This is a genomic window from Emcibacteraceae bacterium, from assembly GCA_041396985.1.
In the GTDB taxonomy this organism is placed as follows: domain Bacteria; phylum Pseudomonadota; class Alphaproteobacteria; order Sphingomonadales; family Emcibacteraceae; genus Pseudemcibacter.
This window is the reverse complement of the sequence record JAWKXO010000003.1, coordinates 497,274-514,545: the sequence shown is the minus strand read 5'-3', so window position 1 is coordinate 514,545 and position 17,272 is coordinate 497,274. Positions and strand designations below refer to the sequence as shown.

16 protein-coding genes are annotated in these 17,272 nt (G+C 45.0%); 8 read left to right on the top strand and 8 right to left on the bottom strand.

Annotation, left to right across the window (positions count from 1 at the left end):
• Positions 1 to 82: 82 nt before the first annotated feature.
• Genes R3D86_10545 through R3D86_10520 form a run of 6 tightly spaced genes read left to right on the top strand, consistent with a single transcriptional unit; the run spans position 83 to position 5,020 of the window.
• Complete coding sequence (locus R3D86_10545; GenBank protein MEZ5758648.1) at positions 83 to 3,073, top strand: amidohydrolase family protein; 2,991 nt, start codon at positions 83 to 85, stop codon at positions 3,071 to 3,073.
• 14 nt (positions 3,074 to 3,087) lie between these two features.
• The gene (locus R3D86_10540; protein ID MEZ5758647.1) at positions 3,088 to 3,459 is read left to right on the top strand and encodes an acetyl-coenzyme A synthetase N-terminal domain-containing protein; all 372 of its coding nucleotides are present in this window, start codon (positions 3,088 to 3,090) and stop codon (positions 3,457 to 3,459) included.
• Entirely contained in the window at positions 3,437 to 3,841 is a 405-nt protein-coding gene (locus tag R3D86_10535) for an AMP-binding protein (GenBank protein MEZ5758646.1), read from the top strand. Before R3D86_10540 ends, R3D86_10535 begins: the two co-directional genes overlap by 23 nt.
• On the top strand, positions 3,783 to 4,517 hold the full coding sequence (locus tag R3D86_10530) for an AMP-binding protein (GenBank protein ID MEZ5758645.1): 735 nt from the start codon (positions 3,783 to 3,785) through the stop codon (positions 4,515 to 4,517). The genes R3D86_10535 and R3D86_10530 overlap by 59 nt, the downstream gene beginning before the upstream one ends.
• Entirely contained in the window at positions 4,498 to 4,773 is a 276-nt protein-coding gene (locus tag R3D86_10525; protein MEZ5758644.1) for an AMP-binding protein, read from the top strand. Before R3D86_10530 ends, R3D86_10525 begins: the two co-directional genes overlap by 20 nt.
• The gene (locus tag R3D86_10520) at positions 4,694 to 5,020 is read left to right on the top strand and encodes a hypothetical protein (protein ID MEZ5758643.1); all 327 of its coding nucleotides are present in this window, start codon (positions 4,694 to 4,696) and stop codon (positions 5,018 to 5,020) included. Before R3D86_10525 ends, R3D86_10520 begins: the two co-directional genes overlap by 80 nt.
• A 44-nt stretch (positions 5,021 to 5,064) precedes the next feature.
• Here R3D86_10520 and R3D86_10515 read toward each other — a convergent pair whose 3' ends face one another.
• The 5 genes from R3D86_10515 to R3D86_10495 all read right to left on the bottom strand — a co-directional run bounded on the left by R3D86_10515 (position 5,065) and on the right by R3D86_10495 (position 12,076).
• Positions 5,065 to 6,720, bottom strand: coding sequence for a cation acetate symporter (locus R3D86_10515; GenBank protein ID MEZ5758642.1), 1,656 nt, complete (start codon positions 6,718 to 6,720; stop codon positions 5,065 to 5,067).
• Positions 6,717 to 7,031, bottom strand: a complete 315-nt coding sequence (locus R3D86_10510) for a DUF485 domain-containing protein (GenBank protein ID MEZ5758641.1) — start codon at positions 7,029 to 7,031, stop codon at positions 6,717 to 6,719. Before R3D86_10510 ends, R3D86_10515 begins: the two co-directional genes overlap by 4 nt.
• Before the next feature lie 171 nt (positions 7,032 to 7,202).
• Positions 7,203 to 10,289: a TonB-dependent receptor gene (locus R3D86_10505; protein MEZ5758640.1), complete on the bottom strand. Its 3,087-nt coding sequence runs from the start codon at positions 10,287 to 10,289 to the stop codon at positions 7,203 to 7,205.
• Between the two features lie 416 nt (positions 10,290 to 10,705).
• Positions 10,706 to 11,413, bottom strand: a complete 708-nt coding sequence (locus R3D86_10500) for an SDR family oxidoreductase (protein ID MEZ5758639.1) — start codon at positions 11,411 to 11,413, stop codon at positions 10,706 to 10,708.
• A 75-nt stretch (positions 11,414 to 11,488) separates the two neighbouring features.
• Positions 11,489 to 12,076 carry a Crp/Fnr family transcriptional regulator gene (locus tag R3D86_10495; GenBank protein ID MEZ5758638.1) on the bottom strand — a complete coding sequence of 196 codons (588 nt, stop codon included), beginning with the start codon at positions 12,074 to 12,076 and terminating at the stop codon, positions 11,489 to 11,491.
• 207 nt (positions 12,077 to 12,283) lie between these two features.
• Between R3D86_10495 and R3D86_10490 the strand changes: the two genes are divergently transcribed.
• Together R3D86_10490 and R3D86_10485 are read left to right on the top strand one after the other, a co-directional pair.
• Positions 12,284 to 13,876 (top strand): PAS domain-containing methyl-accepting chemotaxis protein, encoded by a 1,593-nt coding sequence (locus R3D86_10490; protein ID MEZ5758637.1) that lies wholly within the window; start codon positions 12,284 to 12,286, stop codon positions 13,874 to 13,876.
• Between the two features lie 147 nt (positions 13,877 to 14,023).
• A complete protein-coding gene (locus R3D86_10485) occupies positions 14,024 to 14,689 on the top strand; it encodes a class II aldolase/adducin family protein (protein ID MEZ5758636.1) in 666 nt (221 codons plus the stop codon).
• 9 nt (positions 14,690 to 14,698) lie between these two features.
• On the opposite strand, the gene R3D86_10480 is transcribed toward R3D86_10485, so the two are convergent.
• The 3 genes from R3D86_10480 to R3D86_10470 are packed head-to-tail and all read right to left on the bottom strand — an operon-like array spanning position 14,699 to position 17,252.
• The gene (locus R3D86_10480) at positions 14,699 to 14,839 is read right to left on the bottom strand and encodes a DUF2474 domain-containing protein (GenBank protein ID MEZ5758635.1); all 141 of its coding nucleotides are present in this window, start codon (positions 14,837 to 14,839) and stop codon (positions 14,699 to 14,701) included.
• Positions 14,839 to 15,840 carry a cytochrome d ubiquinol oxidase subunit II gene (gene cydB, locus R3D86_10475; GenBank protein MEZ5758634.1) on the bottom strand — a complete coding sequence of 334 codons (1,002 nt, stop codon included), beginning with the start codon at positions 15,838 to 15,840 and terminating at the stop codon, positions 14,839 to 14,841. The genes R3D86_10480 and cydB overlap by 1 nt, the downstream gene beginning before the upstream one ends.
• Positions 15,837 to 17,252, bottom strand: a complete 1,416-nt coding sequence (locus R3D86_10470; protein ID MEZ5758633.1) for a cytochrome ubiquinol oxidase subunit I — start codon at positions 17,250 to 17,252, stop codon at positions 15,837 to 15,839. Before R3D86_10470 ends, cydB begins: the two co-directional genes overlap by 4 nt.
• Positions 17,253 to 17,272: the final 20 nt, after the last annotated feature.

The window sequence follows — 17,272 nt, the reverse complement described above, 5'->3', positions numbered from 1 at the left end:
CATCTCTTTATTTCAGAGAGTGCTTTAAGCCTGTCCTTAATATATAGTAGGTAATAACACAAAATAACGAGGGAACATTAAAGTGAGAAAACTATTTGCGGTACTAGCATCAATTATCGGTCTGACGATATCAGTAAATGCTACAGAGATTACGTTTAATCAGGGTACGAACTTTGGTATTACCCTTTCTCCTGATGGCAAATCTTTTGCCATGGATATTCAGGGTGTCCTGTGGACCCTTCCTGCTGGAGGCGGAAAAGCCACGGCCATTACTAGCGGACAGCAACCGGAAGTTCGTGAACCCAGTTGGTCCCCAAATGGTAATAAAATAGCTTTTCAAGGGTTTTATCAAGGATATTTCCATATCTGGACCATTGATTCTGACGGCAAGAACCTGAAGCAGATTACAAGCGGAAATTTTGATGATCGTGAGCCTTCCTGGAATGCTGACGGTAAATCCATCGTCTTCGCGTCTGATCGTAGCGGCAATTATGACATCTGGGAAATTGATGTTAACACAGGCAAAGAAACCCAGCTTACGACCAACAAAGATGATGATGCCCATCCTCACAAATCATATGATGGCAAACGGCTTCTCCATACCCGTGAAATTAAAGGACGCTATTCAGAAATAGTGCTCAGGGAAGGCAATAAAGAAGCAACATTGTTTCGCTCAGAATCAATGAGCTTCTTTAGACCCACCTGGAATACCGACAACAAAGGATTTTCCTATATTTCAAATAACGATAACGAAATTAAACTAAACTATATTAAGGATGTAGACAGTCGCGAAGCGGAAATGAATGTCATGACCCTTGCTGAGGGAGATATTTTCCCATTCCGTCCTGTCTGGACCAAAAATGACGGTGTTTATTATACCGCTGATGGCAACATCAATCATATCGGTAAAAACGGCAAAAAGACTGACAATATTGCATTTACCGCGTCGATTACCTCAAATCTAAAACCCTATAAACGAAAAACCGTAAATTTTGAAAATAAAGAAGCTCAGCAGGTGCTGGGCATTGGTGGCTTTGACGTATCACCAGCAGATAACACAATGGTCTATACCGCCATTGGTGATATGTGGTTACAAAAAGGTGACAATAAAGCCAATAATATTGATCCGGATAAAGTTGGTCATGTCATTGACCCGACATGGTCTCATGATGGCAGCAAGCTTGCTTTTGTCGCTGAACGTGACGGCGAAATGGATATCTGGATTCGTGACGTAAAATCAGGCAAAGAAAGAAAAATCACCAACGACAAGGGCCGCGAATATCGCCTGACATGGTCACCTGACGATAATTTTATCGTTTATCTTTCTGCCCGTAGTTCGACATCCAATTCATGGGGTCGTGTCAATCTGAAGGTAATCGATGTTGAGTATGGTTCCATCAATACTATTGATGAAGATATTTTTACACCTGGTCGCCCTACATGGTCACCTGACGGTAAAAATATTCTCATTGCCTTTGTCAAACCGGCAACCTCACGTTTTCGCGAAGGAATGCACAGTATCAAAAAATATGCTGTTGACACCCATAGTGCAAAATTCCTTAATATGCCGGGTAATATTGGCCTAAGCACCCGTGACGGCAGTGGTCCTGTTGTTTCACCGGATGGAACAAAAATGGTTTATGTCGCTGAAGGTGAACTTCGTACCGTAAACATTAATGCATCTGGCGATATTACGGGTCAGATTGAAAATAAATGTCTTGAAACAGCACTCGTCCCACGTTGGGCAAATGACTCTGAAACCGTCTATTATTTTTCAGGAAAAAGTCTTCAGACCTGTAACATTAATACAGGGCAAAAAATGGCCCATAATATAAATCTTCAATGGAAGAAGAAAATTTCCGAAGATAAGACAATTCGTGTCGGTAAGTTCTTTGACGGTGTTGCCAAGGAATATAAAACCGATGTTGACGTTTTTGTTTCAAACAACGTCATCACAAAAATTGCACCACACGGCCAGGAAAAAGTTATAGGTAAGCTTTATGACTATTCCGATAAAGCCATTATTCCAGGCATTATTGCCGGTCATAGTCACCAATCTGAACTGCTTGGTGAAAGACTGGGGCGTAACTGGCTGGCATATGGTATAACCGGTGTTCGTGACCCTGGGACAAACCCTTATAAATCACTGATGCGTAAGGAAACCTGGGAATCAGGTGCTTCGATGGGGCCACACATGTATTATGCCGGATGGCTTACCGGTGGCGCCCGTGTTTATTATGGTCAGTCCTATAACGCTTTAAATGAAAAAGCACTTCGTCATGAATTGCAAAGAGCAAAAGAACTGAATTATGACCTGCTTAAATCCTATGTGCGCCTGCCGGATGAATTCCAGCAAATCCTTGTTGAAGAAGGTCACAAAATGGGTATTCCTGTAACTGGCCATGAAATTTCAGCAGCGGTTCAAAATGGCGTTGATGCGGTCGAGCATATGGGTGCAACCAGCCGACGTGGTTATTCCCCCAAATTCTCAAGCCTGTCCAGAAGTTATAACGATGTAATGGAAATCATCAGTAAATCCGGGCAGATCATTACCCCGACAGCAACCCTGATGAGCGGCTTTAACGTCTATTTGGCGCGTTATCCGGAATATTTAAATCAGCAAAGGGCTAAAACATTCCTGGATGAGCTACAGCGAAATGCGCTGATTGCTGGGACAAAAAGCCCAATGGCAACAGCCCGCGCCGAGCGCAATGATGACGTGCTTAAAAGCATCAAAACGCTCCATGATATGGGAGCGAACATGGCATCAGGAACCGATTCACCATTCATTCCTTATGGTATTTCGCAACTGTTTGAAATCGTCATGTTTGTCGATGCGGGTTTGAGCCCATATGACGCCATACGCGCTGCTACAATCAATCTTGCAAAACTGATTGGCGTTGATGGCAGCGTCGGTACTCTTGAAGTTGGCAAGGCTGCTGACATGGTCGTGATTGATGGTGATCCACTTAATAAAATCACCGATATATTCAATGTCGATGCAACAATTAAGGATGGTCAGGTCTTCACCAAAGAAGAAATGGTTTTGGATCGGATGGCATCAAAAAAGTAAACTGAGTAAACTAAATGTATAAGATTGAAACGCATCCTGTTGGTACTGCGCTTATGGAACACGCCCTGATCAACGCAGACCGGTATAATGATTTATATGCCCGTTCTTTATCGGACCCGGAAGGGTTCTGGGGGGAGATGGGACGTCGTCTGGACTGGACACGGCCTTACAGCAAGGTAAAGGATGTCAGTTTTTCTGAGGATGATCTTCATATCCGCTGGTATGAGGACGGAACCTTAAATGCCTGCGTCAACTGTGTTGACCGGCATCTGGAAAGCCGCGGCGATCAGACAGCGATTATCTTTGAGGGGATGACCCCAATGTATCGCGTCATATCACGTACCGTGAGCTTCACGGGGAAGTGTGCCGTTTTGCCAATGTGCTGAAGTCCCGGGGCGCCAAAAGGGTGATCGCATCACCCTTTATATGCCGATGGTGCCGGAAGCGGTTTATGCCATGCTGGCCTGTGCGCGGATCGGCGCCATTCATTCGGTGGTGTTTGGCGGCTTTTCACCGGAGGCGCTGGCCGGGCGTCTGGTTGACTGTGACAGTCATATCGTGATCACCGCCGATGAGGGACTGAGAGGGAACAAAGTCATCCCACTGAAAAACAATGTGGATGAGGCGCTTGAGCATCCCGGAACCATTGTCTCGACCGTGATTGTTGTGCGGGTCACCGGCGGCGATGTCGGCTTCACTGAGGGCCGGGATGTCTGGTATCAGGACGAGGCGGCGAAGGTGGATCGGATTGCCCGGCCGAGGAGATGAAGGCGGAAGACCCGCTGTTTATTCTTTATACCTCCGGCTCCACCGGACAGCCCAAGGGGTTCTTCATACGACCGGCGGCTATCTGGTTTATGCCAGCCTGACCCATCAATATGTGTTTGATTATCATGACGGGGATATTTACTGGTGCACTGCCGATGTGGGCTGGGTGACGGGCCACAGCTATATTGTTTATGGTCCTCTGGCCAACGGCGCCACCACGCTTGTCTTTGAAGGGGTGCCGACCTATCCGGACGCCTCACGCTTCTGGCAGGTCTGCGAGAAGCATAAGGTCAATATTTTCTATACGGCACCGACGGCGATCCGGGCCCTGATGGGCGCGGGAGACGGGTTTGTCAAAAAATGTGATCTCAGCAGTCTGCGTATCCTCGGCAGTGTCGGCGAGCCGATCAACCCGGAAGCCTGGGAATGGTATTATCATGTGGTTGGCGATGCCCGCTGCCCGATTGTCGATACCTGGTGGCAGACGGAAACCGGCGGTATTCTGATCACGCCGCTGCCCGGAGCGACGGCGTTAAAACCGGGTTCGGCCACCCGGCCGTTTTTGGCATCATACCCCAGCTGGTCGACGGGGACGGCAAGGTGCTTGAGGACCGGCTTCGGGCAATCTCTGCATCACCGACAGCTGGCCGGGGCAGATGCGCACCGTTTACGGTGATCATCAGCGCTTTTACCAGACCTATTTCTCCACCTATAAAGGCAAATATTTTACCGGCGACGGCTGCCGCCGCGATGAGGACGGCTATTACTGGATCACCGGGCGGGTTGATGATGTGATTAATGTTTCCGGTCACCGTATGGGCACGGCCGAGGTCGAAAGTGCCCTGGTCGCCCATGAGGACGTGGCGGAAGCGGCCGTGGTCGGCTTCCTCACCCGATCAAGGGACAGGGTATTTATGCCTATGTCACCCTGATGGGCGGGCATGCTCCGGGGAAGAGCTCAGAAAGGAACTGGTAAACTGGGTCAGAAAGGAAATCGGCCCCATCGCCACGCCCGATCATATCCAGTTCGCACCGGGACTGCCCAAAACACGGTCCGGCAAAATCATGCGACGGATATTAAGAAAAATCGCCGAGAATGACACATCAAACCTCGGCGATATCTCAACCCTCGCTGACCCAGCCGTCGTCCAGGACCTCATCAATAACAGATTGAAATAAATTTCACCTTATTATTAACGATTATTAACGGCATAGGTTTTGAATTAATGAGACGAAGGTCCATCAATACCTATGCCGGTCATGGATCTTACAAACTGGCCATCAAATTCGGACTTTTCCCTTTCAACACCACTGCTTTTATCAGTGACCGAGAAAAACCAGGTTGCGACAAAAGCCAGTGTTATTGAATAAACAGCCGGATAAACAGACGGGAAAATCGGCTTGGCATTGCCTAGAATGTCTACCCAGACAATTGGCCCCAATATAACCAAAATAACTGATATGAATAACCCTATTGCCCCACCAAATAATGCACCTCTTGTGGTAAGTCCCCGCCAGTACATTGAAAGAAACAGAACCGGGAAATTGGCACTGGCCGCAATAGCAAAGGCCAAACCAACCATATAAGCAATATTCTGCTTTTCAAATAGAATTCCAAGCCCTACAGCAATGAATCCAAGCACAATTGTGGTCATTTTTGAAACCCTTATTTCATTTCTTTCATCTGACTGTCCGTCTTTAAGGACATTGGCATAAAGATCATGGGATACCGCTGACGCACCAGCCAGTGTTAAACCGGAAACCACCGCCAGGATTGTGGCAAAAGCCACAGCAGAAATAAAACCAAGAAAGACATCGCCCCCCACCGCTTTAGCAAGATGCACAGCAGACATATTATTACCACCAAGTACACCCCCTGCCGCATCAAGAAATTCAGTATTGGTGGAAACCAGAACAATCGCACCAAAGCCAATCACAAAAGTAAGGATATAAAAATAGCCAATAAAGCCTGTGGCATATAGGACTGATTTCCGCGCTTCCTTCGCATCGGAAACAGTAAAAAATCTCATTAAAATATGGGGAAGACCTGCAGTTCCCAACATCAACGCAAGACCCAGTGAAATAGCATCAATCGGGCTTGATATAAAGCCGCCAGGCGCCATAATGGCCGCACCATTTTGATGAACATTGACCGCCGCATTAAACAGCTCTTCAAAACTAAAGCCATACATTCTTAAAACCATAAAGGCCATAAATGATGCCCCGGAAAGTAGAAGGATAGCCTTGATAATCTGCACCCATGTCGTTGCCAACATGCCACCGAATGTTACATACAGGATCATTAAAACACCAACACCGGTTACGGCATAACTGTAATCAAGGCCAAACAGCAGCTGGATAAGCTTTCCGGCACCCACCATTTGCGCAATAAGATAAATAAGAACAACCATCAAACTGCTGATTGCGGCAAGAGTACGGATGGGTTTTTGCTGCAATCTGTAAGTTGCAACATCAGCAAAGGTATATTTTCCCAGATTTCTAAGACGCTCTGCAATTAAAAATAAAATGATCGGCCATCCTACCAGAAACCCTATGGAATAAATCAGACCATCAAAACCCGAAGCAAAAACAAGTGCGGAAATACCCAGAAAAGAAGCAGCAGACATATAATCGCCGGATATGGCAAGTCCGTTCTGGAAACCGGTAATATTACCGCCTGCAGCATAAAAATCTTTGGCAGAAACAGTTCTTTTGGCAGCCCAGTATGTTATAAAAAGAGTTCCTACTACAAACAGCAGAAACATGGCGATCGCCGTAATATTAACGGGTTGCCTTTCTACCTGCCCCTCAATAGCATCAGCGGCAAAAGCAATCTGCGCAAGCAGACTGAAGCCGACACTGTAAATTATTTTTCTCATTTTGAGTACTCTTCAACGATTTCTTTGTTCATTTCATCAAACTCATTATTGGCGCGCACCACATATATTCCTGTTAAAATAAACGACAGAAATATAATTGACATACCCACCGGAATTCCAAAAGTCGTAATAGAACCTTCTGAAACAGGCGTTCCTAAAAACGAAGGGTCAAAAGCAATAAGCAAAATAAAACCGTAATAAGCAACCAGCATGATTATGGATAATATCCAGGCAAACCGCCCCCGTCTGCTGACAAGCTCAATAAATTTTGGATCATTACTAATCCTGATTAGATTGTCATCATTCCTCAAAATACCAACTCCCAATTTTGTTTTTTTATTATTGGATTAGAAACTTAACTTTTTTGGCAAAATTATTTTCCAGAGTAAAAATCTCTCCCTCTTTACTGTGGAAATTAATTTTGGAAGTCTGCATAGATGGGTCAGTCTGACCCATCTATGCGATATGATTTTAGTGAAATATTAGAAACGGTATCTTAGATCAACATATCCATAACGACCGATCGCGTTATGTAATTGTGTGAAGAAGCCAAGGTTTTCGTCGGCAAGTGGCGGTTCAACATCAAAGAGGTTATTCATGCCAACTTTAATGCGAAGACCTTCCAAGGAACCTTCATCAAAGTCATAAGCAATACTTGTATTGACTGTTGTCCAGCTATCAACTCTGAAGAAGTTACCGTCAGCGTCCTGTACACTGGTATCATTAACCGGACCAACGAAGTTCGCAAAAATATTTGCTGTCCAGTTATCTTTATACCAGGTCACACTTCCGCTGCCTTTCCATTTTGGACGACGGCCATTTTGCTCGATCAAATCACCACCGGCAGAAACTGTAATGAACGGATTGTTCATATCGATAATAGTCTGCGCATCTGCACCTGGAATTTGCTCAGCTTTTAATAGATGAGTAGCACCGAAATTGAAGACAAAATCACCAACTGAAGTATCTCTCAAACGATAGATCATAGCAAAGTCGATGCCTTTGGTAATACGGTCATCAAAGTTCTGGTAAGGTGTCAATGTCTGAACCGCTTCACCAATCGGAGCTAGGCCCGAACCAGCAAAAAAGTCGATATTTGCTTGTGTTGGTGCATTACGGATTACAGCTGGGTTTGATCCTGCACCAGAGGTACGTAGAGCATAATCCAAACCTAGGGCATTTGGTGTTACGAAAATACCAATCAGACCTGACTGTTTAATTCTCCAGAAGTCGGTTGTAATGGTCAGACCGTCAATTACTTCAGGTGTCCAAGTAAAACCAATAGAGAAACTTTTCGTGTATTCCGGTTTCAGTTGGTCACTACCTGCTGTAATACGCTCCACACTTCCTGTATAAGCATAACCAACAGTATTAATAAGTGCATTGGTAGAACATGCACTGTTAGACAAGTCTGTAGCCAATCCTTTATTCACAGCTGCCTGACAGTAATAATAGTCTGTTCTTGCCACTGTTCTTGAGGCTTCTGCTTCTGTAACCTGGGGCAGGTTAGGAGCACGGAACCCAAGTGAGTAAGAAGAACGAACCTGGAACTGCTCAACAGGGAACCATGAACCGGCAATCCTTGGCTTGAATACACTTCCTACGTCAGAGAAGTCCTCAAACCGTCCGGCCAGTTGGAAATCCAATGAATGGACAAATGGAATTTCCATATCTTCACCAATAACCGGAACCTGCAACTCACCAAATATTGAGTAGACATTTCTATCACCATAAGTATCCAGTGTCGGGCTTGAACCTGTCACATCACCAAACAATACATCAGGACCAAAGAATGGGTTATCCAAAGTATATTTAATCGTTCCGTCCAGACGGTCATCACGATCATCCAGATATGTTGTGCGACGGAATTCAATACCTGACGCAAAACCAACATCACCAGCTGGCAATTCAAACAGATCCGGTCTGGAAATTTTGAAATCTGCCAATGTCAGTGTTGATTTTGAGTAACGGTCAACAGCAATAGTAAACGGATTATATTGATCCGGTGAATTCGGTGTACCATCCACAGAATTGGTTGGATAGGATCCCGCACCATTAAATGGATTATAGGCATCCGGAGTGCTTAGGCCAAGCTGATAGATAAGAGCTGTCGCACTGTGACGGCCAGTTGTATGGTCAAGAGTTTCAGATTCTGAATACACGAAGCCAGTATCAAAATCCCATCCGGCAAATTCACCGCGCAATCCTTGAACGATACGGAAACTTTCGTCAGAAACATACGTCTCACGGTCAGTTTCAAGGAAACGATAAGCACTTCCCAATGCCCCGTCCAAAGCTAGATCAAGACCTTCATCAGGAACACCTGTCAAACCAGGAATACGATATGGGTTAAGTGTTACGCCGTCCGCCAGATACAAAGCACCAAATGGGTTATAGTAGTTCGTTTTTGGTATCCAAAGTGGGCTGTGGCTCAATGAACCGCCGTTACCACCAGCATTATTGAAGTAAGAATCGGCCGTATAATAGCCAAGTTCAGTATACATTTCCCAACCATTTTCAAATTCGGTCACAATGGTACTGAAAAGATTTATACGCTTTACATCCTGTATCATTGTACGGCGGGCATTGTTATCAAACCGCAGTTCTGAAGGCAGACCAGCTGATGTTAAACAGAGATCAGAAGGCTCACCCGGCAAACTGGCAACCGTACAATTTACCAAAGAAGATGGCAAAATACGGAAGGTACCGTTGCTGGCTGTGATATCTTGCCCATTTATCTGAACTGACCCAGGTACATATGCCGCATAGGCACCCGGATTATTTGGATCTTCCATGCTGGAATAAAGTCTTCCCTGGAAGTATGGCGTCACAGTACTTGTATTATTGAATGAGTTATTTCCTTCCCATTCTGTACCAACAAACAATGGACGCATATCAGAACTTGCTGAATATGGTCTTTCACTGGCAAGCATACCATCACGCTCAAATCTGTTCACACTGAATGTGATTCTGGTACGGTCATTATTTACTTTGAAACCACCGATGGCATTAACAGTAAACTCGTCCATGCTGGTGCCAAATGAGTTACCATATCTTGTTGATACCTCAAGACCTTCATAATCGTCACGCAGAATTGTATTGACCACACCGGCAACAGCATCTGTACCATAGATCGCTGACGCACCATCGCGCAACACTTCAATTCTGTCAACGCCCATAACCGGAATGGCGTTTACGTTACTTGTTTGCTCAGGAGCTGTTAATTCATTGGTCTGTGTGCCTGAGTGGTCAACCAGACGACGACCGTTTAACAGTACCAGTGTGTTACCGGCACCCAGCGAGCGCAGGTTAATACTGGCTACGTCACCACGAGCACCGTTGATACCAAATGATGTTGAGTTAAAACCACTACCACCAAAGCTCATGTCACCTGCGCCTGGCAAAGTACGGAGCAGGTCATCCATCGATTGTGCTCCAACAGCGCTGATTTCGGCATCCCCCACAACCGATACCGGCAGCGATGCTGTTACAGAAGCTCCTTTAATCTGAGAGCCGATGACGACAATGGTGTCTTGATTTTCCTGGTCTTGCGCCGTGGTTTGGGCCAATGCGCCGGATTGATGCAGGCTAATCGCTGAGATCGCGGCTGATAACAGCAGCCTCGATTTCAGTCTCGATTTTCCCGAAAGCATCATAGAAGTTCGCTTCATATTGTTCCTCCCGTTAGGATTAAGATGAGTTTTTACAGTTCTTTAATTAAAAAACGCGTATTCACTAATTCAGGGTATGGATGTTTTTATTTTCGCAAAATTCCTAATAAAATCCTGTGCAGAATATTATTGAGAACAGTGCTGCTGATATTTTTCAATACCCCTCATTTTCGAATAGTAAAGATTTTGCGAAAAATTATCTTTTAGACATTAGTCTATATGACCACTTGAAAAATCTGCCCGCAATGAGAATTAAGGATTAATTTTGCAACCGGCCAATCATTATTATTTTAGTTTATATTTTCCTGATTTTCTTATTTTAGAAATATTTTTTTGACCAGCCTTGGTGCAAAGCCAGCCAAAAGCCAGGCAAGTCGGGCACCGGGCAATATTATCTGATCCTTATCCATATTCCTGAAAATAAATTCTGCCAGAAGGGAAGGCTCAAGTCCTTTTTCGGAAGCTTTCTTCGTCATTTCCGTTTTTATAAGACCGGGAATTACCTCAACGACTTTAATATCGGCAGGCTTAAGCTGTGACCGTAAATTAGCTACCCAATTTGATAATGCGGCTTTGCTGCTGCAATATCCGGGTGCTGATTTTTTTGGCCCCAGTTGCAGTAATGAGGAAATAACAATAATCTTTGACGGTTTTTGCATAAGTATTGGCAAAAGTCCGGATGTGATTTTTACAGGAGCAAAAAAATTTACCGCGAATTCATTAAAAAGCAGATTTTTATATTGGGTCGTTTCCAATATTGAATAATGGTTCTGCACAGCGGCGTTATGAATGAGAATATCGATAGACTGATATTTTTTCTCAATATAACATATTAAACTGTCAATACTGTTTTCTGACGATAAATCGCACGAAATATAATCATCAAACAACGCCAATATTTCCCTCATAGGTTTATGAGTAGACAGCCCTATAAGATAGTAGCCTGCAGATTTATATTTTGAGGCCAATTCAATTCCCAACCCTCGGGAAGCTCCGGTAATTAAACATATTTTTTGTTTCATCATTTTCTCCTTTATATTTGCCAATATAGGGAGCTATATGAGGAAGGCATTAACCTATGTTAAGACCGCTGAATTTTATATTTTTGCTCTGATCCGGCTTAACTGGACCGGTGTAATCCCTAAATAGGAAGCAATATGATATTGTGGAATCTGCTCTTCCAGCCCGGGAAACTCTTTTTGAAAAGCTTTATATCGGTCTGTTGCATTCAACATAATCAGTTGTGTTTCCCGCCGTTCCTTTCCGATCCAGGCCCATTCAACCAGTTTTCTGCCTAATAGATTAAGTTCTGGAAATTTTAAATAGAGTTGTTCAAGCCTTGAATAGTCAATTGATAATAACTCTGTCTCTTTTAAAGACCCAATATAAACAGGGCTGGGCTGTTTTGCCACCAGCGAGGTCAAGGGAGCACAAAAAGTTCCGGGTACAAAAAAATGCTTGTTATGCTGTTCCCCATTTTGGGAAATATAATAAGACCGCAAAAGGCCCGAAACTATAAACCATACGCAGGAGCCATCATCCCCTTCCTTTATCAGATCAACACCTGCTTTGATTTTATTAACAGTGAATAACCGGATGAATTCATCCAAAACAGCACTACGAATGGGACAAATTTCCAGAATAGTTTTTTTTAAAAATTCTGCCGGACTGATATCACTGATCAAAATTAATACTCATATGTTGTTAAATTTTTAAACAGGAACATTAAGGTACTTTAGCAGCAATTAAACTAAATTACTTCAAAAAATGCATCTAAAACAATCTACTAGCTAAATAATTAGATATATTAAAAAAATTAAATAATTTATTAAATATTTTAAACATATATTCCAACTACATTTTATAAAGTTGATTTTGGTAAGGAATAAAAAATGTTCAATAAAATATTAGGGGGATTTAACACAAAGACACAAAGTGAAAACGCTAAAATTATCAATGATGACAAAATCGATGAACTGAATGCCATCATAGAAGAACTGAAAATTCAGAATGAGAAATCCAAAGACCTATTAAAGGCATTGGATAAATCACATGCCGTGATCCAGTTTAAGCCAGACGGCACAATTATCACTGCAAATGAAAATTTTCTTCATACACTAGGATACGAACTTAGTGAAATTCAAAATCAGCATCACAGTATGTTTGTTGATCCCCGATATAAAGAAAGCAGCGAATATAAAGACTTCTGGCGAAAACTCGCAAATGGGGAATTTCAGGAAGCCGAATATAAAAGGATAGGCAAAGGGGGTAAGGAGGTCTGGATTCAGGCTACCTATAATCCGATCCTTGATGAAAACGGACACGTCACAAAAATTGTCAAATATGCTACAGACATAACCAGACAAACGCTTAAAAATGCCGATAGTCGGGGCAAAGTCGATGCCATTAACAGGGCACAGGCCGTGATTGAGTTCGAGCTGGATGGAACAATTATTACAGCAAATGAAAATTTCCTAAATGTCATGGGCTATCAGCTCAGCGAAATAAAAGATAAACACCATAGCCTATTTGTTGAAGCTGATTATCGTGATAGTGATGCCTATAAAAAATTCTGGGAAGCCCTTGGTCGAGGCGAGTTTCAGGCAGCAGAATATAAAAGGATTGGTAAAGCCGGTAAGGAGGTCTGGATTCAGGCATCCTATAACCCGATTTTTGACCCGAATGGTGTGCCATTCAAAGTGGTCAAATTTGCAACCGATATAACGGACGGGGTTCTTGCAAGGCAGGAAGCGGACCGCGTCAGCGCCCTTGTTGATGAAAGACTTGATAAAATTTTGGAAGCTGTCAGTAGTGCCGACGAACAGACAACGTCTGTCGCCGCCGCCTCAACACAAACGATGGAAACCGTTCAGGCGGTCAGTGCGGCAACCGAACAGTTTCAAATGTCAAGCAATGAAATTGCCCAAAGCATGGAAAATTCACGGCTTGAGGTAAGCAAAACCATGCAAATTGCCAATAATGCCGACCAGTCAACACAGCGTCTGAATTCGGCAGCGCAGTCCATGAATAATATTGTTGATGTGATCCAGGAAATTGCAAGCCAGATTAACCTGCTGGCCCTAAATGCCACAATCGAATCTGCCCGTGCCGGCGAAGCCGGTAAAGGGTTTGCCGTCGTCGCATCGGAGGTTAAATCACTCGCCGGCCAGGTGGCGACAGCCACGACACAGATTTTATCTGAAATTACGGCAATGCAAACGATATCCACGGAAGTCATTGAGCAACTTTCCGAGATCAGAAATTCTGTAGAAGTCGTTGAATGTGGTTTCACAACGGTTGCCAGTGCTGTTGAAGAACAGACATTGACCAGTAAGGAAATTGCATCAAATATGGTTCTGGCGTCTGACGCCGTGGCGTCAATCAACACCAATATTGACTCAATTTCCGGAGCTATCGGAAACGCCAATAACTATGCCGAAGAAGGCACAAAATTATACAGAAGCTTACAAAATAAAGCCTCTTAATCACTTACGGCACAGGATCCGCTTTATTCACGAGTGTGAACTAATCAAGGATTCTGTGCCTTTTATATAATTGCAGTACTGATATGTTTGACAGATTGTCTTATCATGATATCGTCTTCAGCTGATACATATACTGTGGACAAAAAAATGATCAAAAAAGACAGTACCGAAATTCGTCAGTCAATCATAGATGCCTGCCTGTGGATGAACAGTTCCGGCCTTAATCAGGGCACATCAGGCAATATCAGTATCCGTGTTGAAAATGGTATATTGATAACCCCAAGCAGCATGGCTTATGAGGATATGGTGCCGGAGGATATCATGCTGCTTGTCGGTGACGGGCTTTCCGGTGAAGCGGTCGGCAAACACCGGCCGTCATCCGAATGGAAATTCCATGTTGATATTTATCATGAACGGGACGATATCAATTCGGTTGTCCATACCCATTCAACCTACGCCACGGCGCTTTCCATGCTGCGCCGCGACATTCCAAGCGTTCATTATATGATCGGGGTTTTCGGTGGCGACAGTATCCGCTGCGCCGATTATGCCCATTATGGCAGTGCCGAGCTTTCAAAAAATGCGCTTATCGCCCTTAAGGACCGGACAGGCTGTCTTCTTGGCACACATGGTATGATTGCCTGCGGTGCTGATCTGAAACAGGCCTTATGGCGCGCAGGCGAGCTGGAGGCACTTTGTCAGCAATATCATCTGGCCTGCCAACTTGGTAAGCCACATATATTATCAAAACAGCAGATTACCGAAGTGCGCGAACGCATGAAAAGCGGGTATGGTATCTGGCCCAAAAAATAAAGCCGGAAATTAGCCGTTTAAAAAATATCTTAAGATCAGGCTGACAACACCAAGCGCCAATACACTGGCAAGCCAAATGCCGACAAACCAGGCCAGCTTTTCAAGCAGGCATCTTTTTTGCTCCGGCTTATCCATTTCCTGTTCATTCATTAATGATAGCCTTCACCGTCCTTAACCTTGCCACGGAAAACCCAGTAGGCGTAGGCCGTATAGCCCAATATCATCGGCAGCAGGAAAAGGGTGCCGACCAACAAAAAGGACAGGCTGTTGTCCGGCGCGGCCGCCTGCCAGAGGGTCAGTTCCATCGGCACAATATAAGGGTACATGTCAATTGCCAGTCCGATGAAGCAAAGAATGAAAAGCGTTATGGCTGACAGGAAAGCTTTATAATCTTTATCATGACCCAGGCTTTTCCAGGCATATAAACCAGCCGCTGCCACCAAAATCGGCACGGGGGAGGCATAAAGCATATAAGGCCACGACGTCCAGCGTGTCATAAACTGCGGATCAAGTGAAAGAGTAGCCAGACTGATCAGGAAAATAAAACCGATCGTGAGCAGCAGGGTAATGCGGCTGTAACGGATGGCTTTCTCACGTAATGCCCCTTCAGTACGCATCACAAGCCAGGTTGAACCCAGCAGACTATAACCAATTACCAAAGCAATACCGGTCAGCAGACTGAACGGTGAAAGCCAATCCCACCAGCCGCCGGCATAGGCACGGTCAACGACGTCTATGCCCTGCACAAAGGCACCAAGGGCAATACCCTGACAAAGGGCGGCAAGCATGGAGCCGCCGGTAAAGGCAAAATCCCAGTATTTTTCATGGGCCTTGTCCTGAAAGCGGTATTCAAAAGATACCCCCCTGAAAATAAGGCCAATCATCATCAGCAACACGGGCATATAAAGCGCCGGCATCAACACCGCATAGGCCAGCGGGAATGTTGCAAAAAGTCCACCCCCACCAAGAATAAGCCAGGTTTCATTACCGTCCCAGACCGGGGCAACCGTGTTCATGGCCGTGCTTCTTTGTTCATCGCTTTCCAGAAACGGAAATAATATGCCCACCCCAAGATCAAACCCGTCAAGGATCACATAAATAAGGATTGCCGTGGCGATGAGTATGCCCCAAATCAGTGGATAATCAATCATTTTGCTTTCCCCTTATTCAAGTCATCATTCTGATAGGCAGCAATGGGCGTGGTTCCCGCCGCACGCAATGGAAGCCCCCGATCCATCCGCTGCATATCATCAGGGCTTTTTCGCATCAGCCGCAGCAGATATAAAACACCCGTGCCAAAGACAATAAAATATCCGGCGGCAAATATCGCCAGCGACGTCGCAACAGCCGGTGACGCAATGGGTGAAAGGGAATCAGACGTTCTGAGAAGCCCATAAACCGTATAGGGCTGACGCCCCACTTCGGTGACAATCCATCCAGCCAGGACGGCAATAAAACCGGACGGCCCCATCAGCAACGACACATAATACATGGCCCTGCTTTCAAACAGATTTTTTCTCACCCTTGCAATCAGGCTCCAGATGCCAAGGCCCAGCATCAGAAAGCCAATGCCCAGCATAATCCGGAAGGCAAAAAAGACGATGGTGACCGGCGGCCTTTCATTTTCAGCAAAAGCGTCAAGGCCTTTAACCTCCCCATCCGCTTCATGGGTCAGGATCAGGCTGCCAAGTTTTGGTATTTTGACAGCATAATCAACCTGTTCTTTATCTTCATTAGGAAGACCGAACAGGATCAGCGGCGCACCCCTGGTGGTTTCAAAATGCCCTTCCATGGCAGCAATTTTCTGCGGTTGATGCTCGAGCGTATTAAGACCATGAAAATCCCCGGCCACAATCTGGATCGGGGCAACCAGTGCTGCCATCCACATCGCCATGGAAAACATCAGTCGGGCACTTTCCGATTTGCTGTCCCTTAAAAGGTGATAGGAGGCAACACCGCCAACGACAAATGCCGTCGTCAGATAGGCCGCGAGTACCATATGCACCAGACGATATGGAAAAGACGGGTTAAATATCGCCTGCCACCAGCTTGAAACAATAAACTGACCGGCATCATTGATGGCGTATCCCGCCGGTGTCTGCATCCAGCTGTTCACGCTTAATATCCAGAAGGCGGAAAAGAGGGTGCCGAATGCGACCATCAGGGTGGCAAAATAATGCAGCCTTTTACCAACCGTATTCATTCCGAACAACATAATCCCCAGAAAACCGGCCTCAAGGAAAAAGGCGGATAAAACCTCATACCCCATCAGCGGGCCGAGAATTGGCCCCGTTTTATCGGAAAAAACCGACCAGTTGGTGCCGAACTGGTAACTCATGACAAGGCCGGAAACCACACCCATACCAAAGGCGACGGCAAAAATTTTCCTCCAGTATTTAAAACAGACCAGATAAACATCTTTTCCGGTTTTAAGCCACAGCCCCTCCAGCACAGCCAGATAGGATGCCAACCCGATTGAAAAAGCCGGAAAGACAATATGAAATGCGATGGTAAAGGCGAATTGTGCCCTGGCTAATATTTCCGCTGAAAAAAATTCTGACATTTCATATTTCCCGTCCTGAT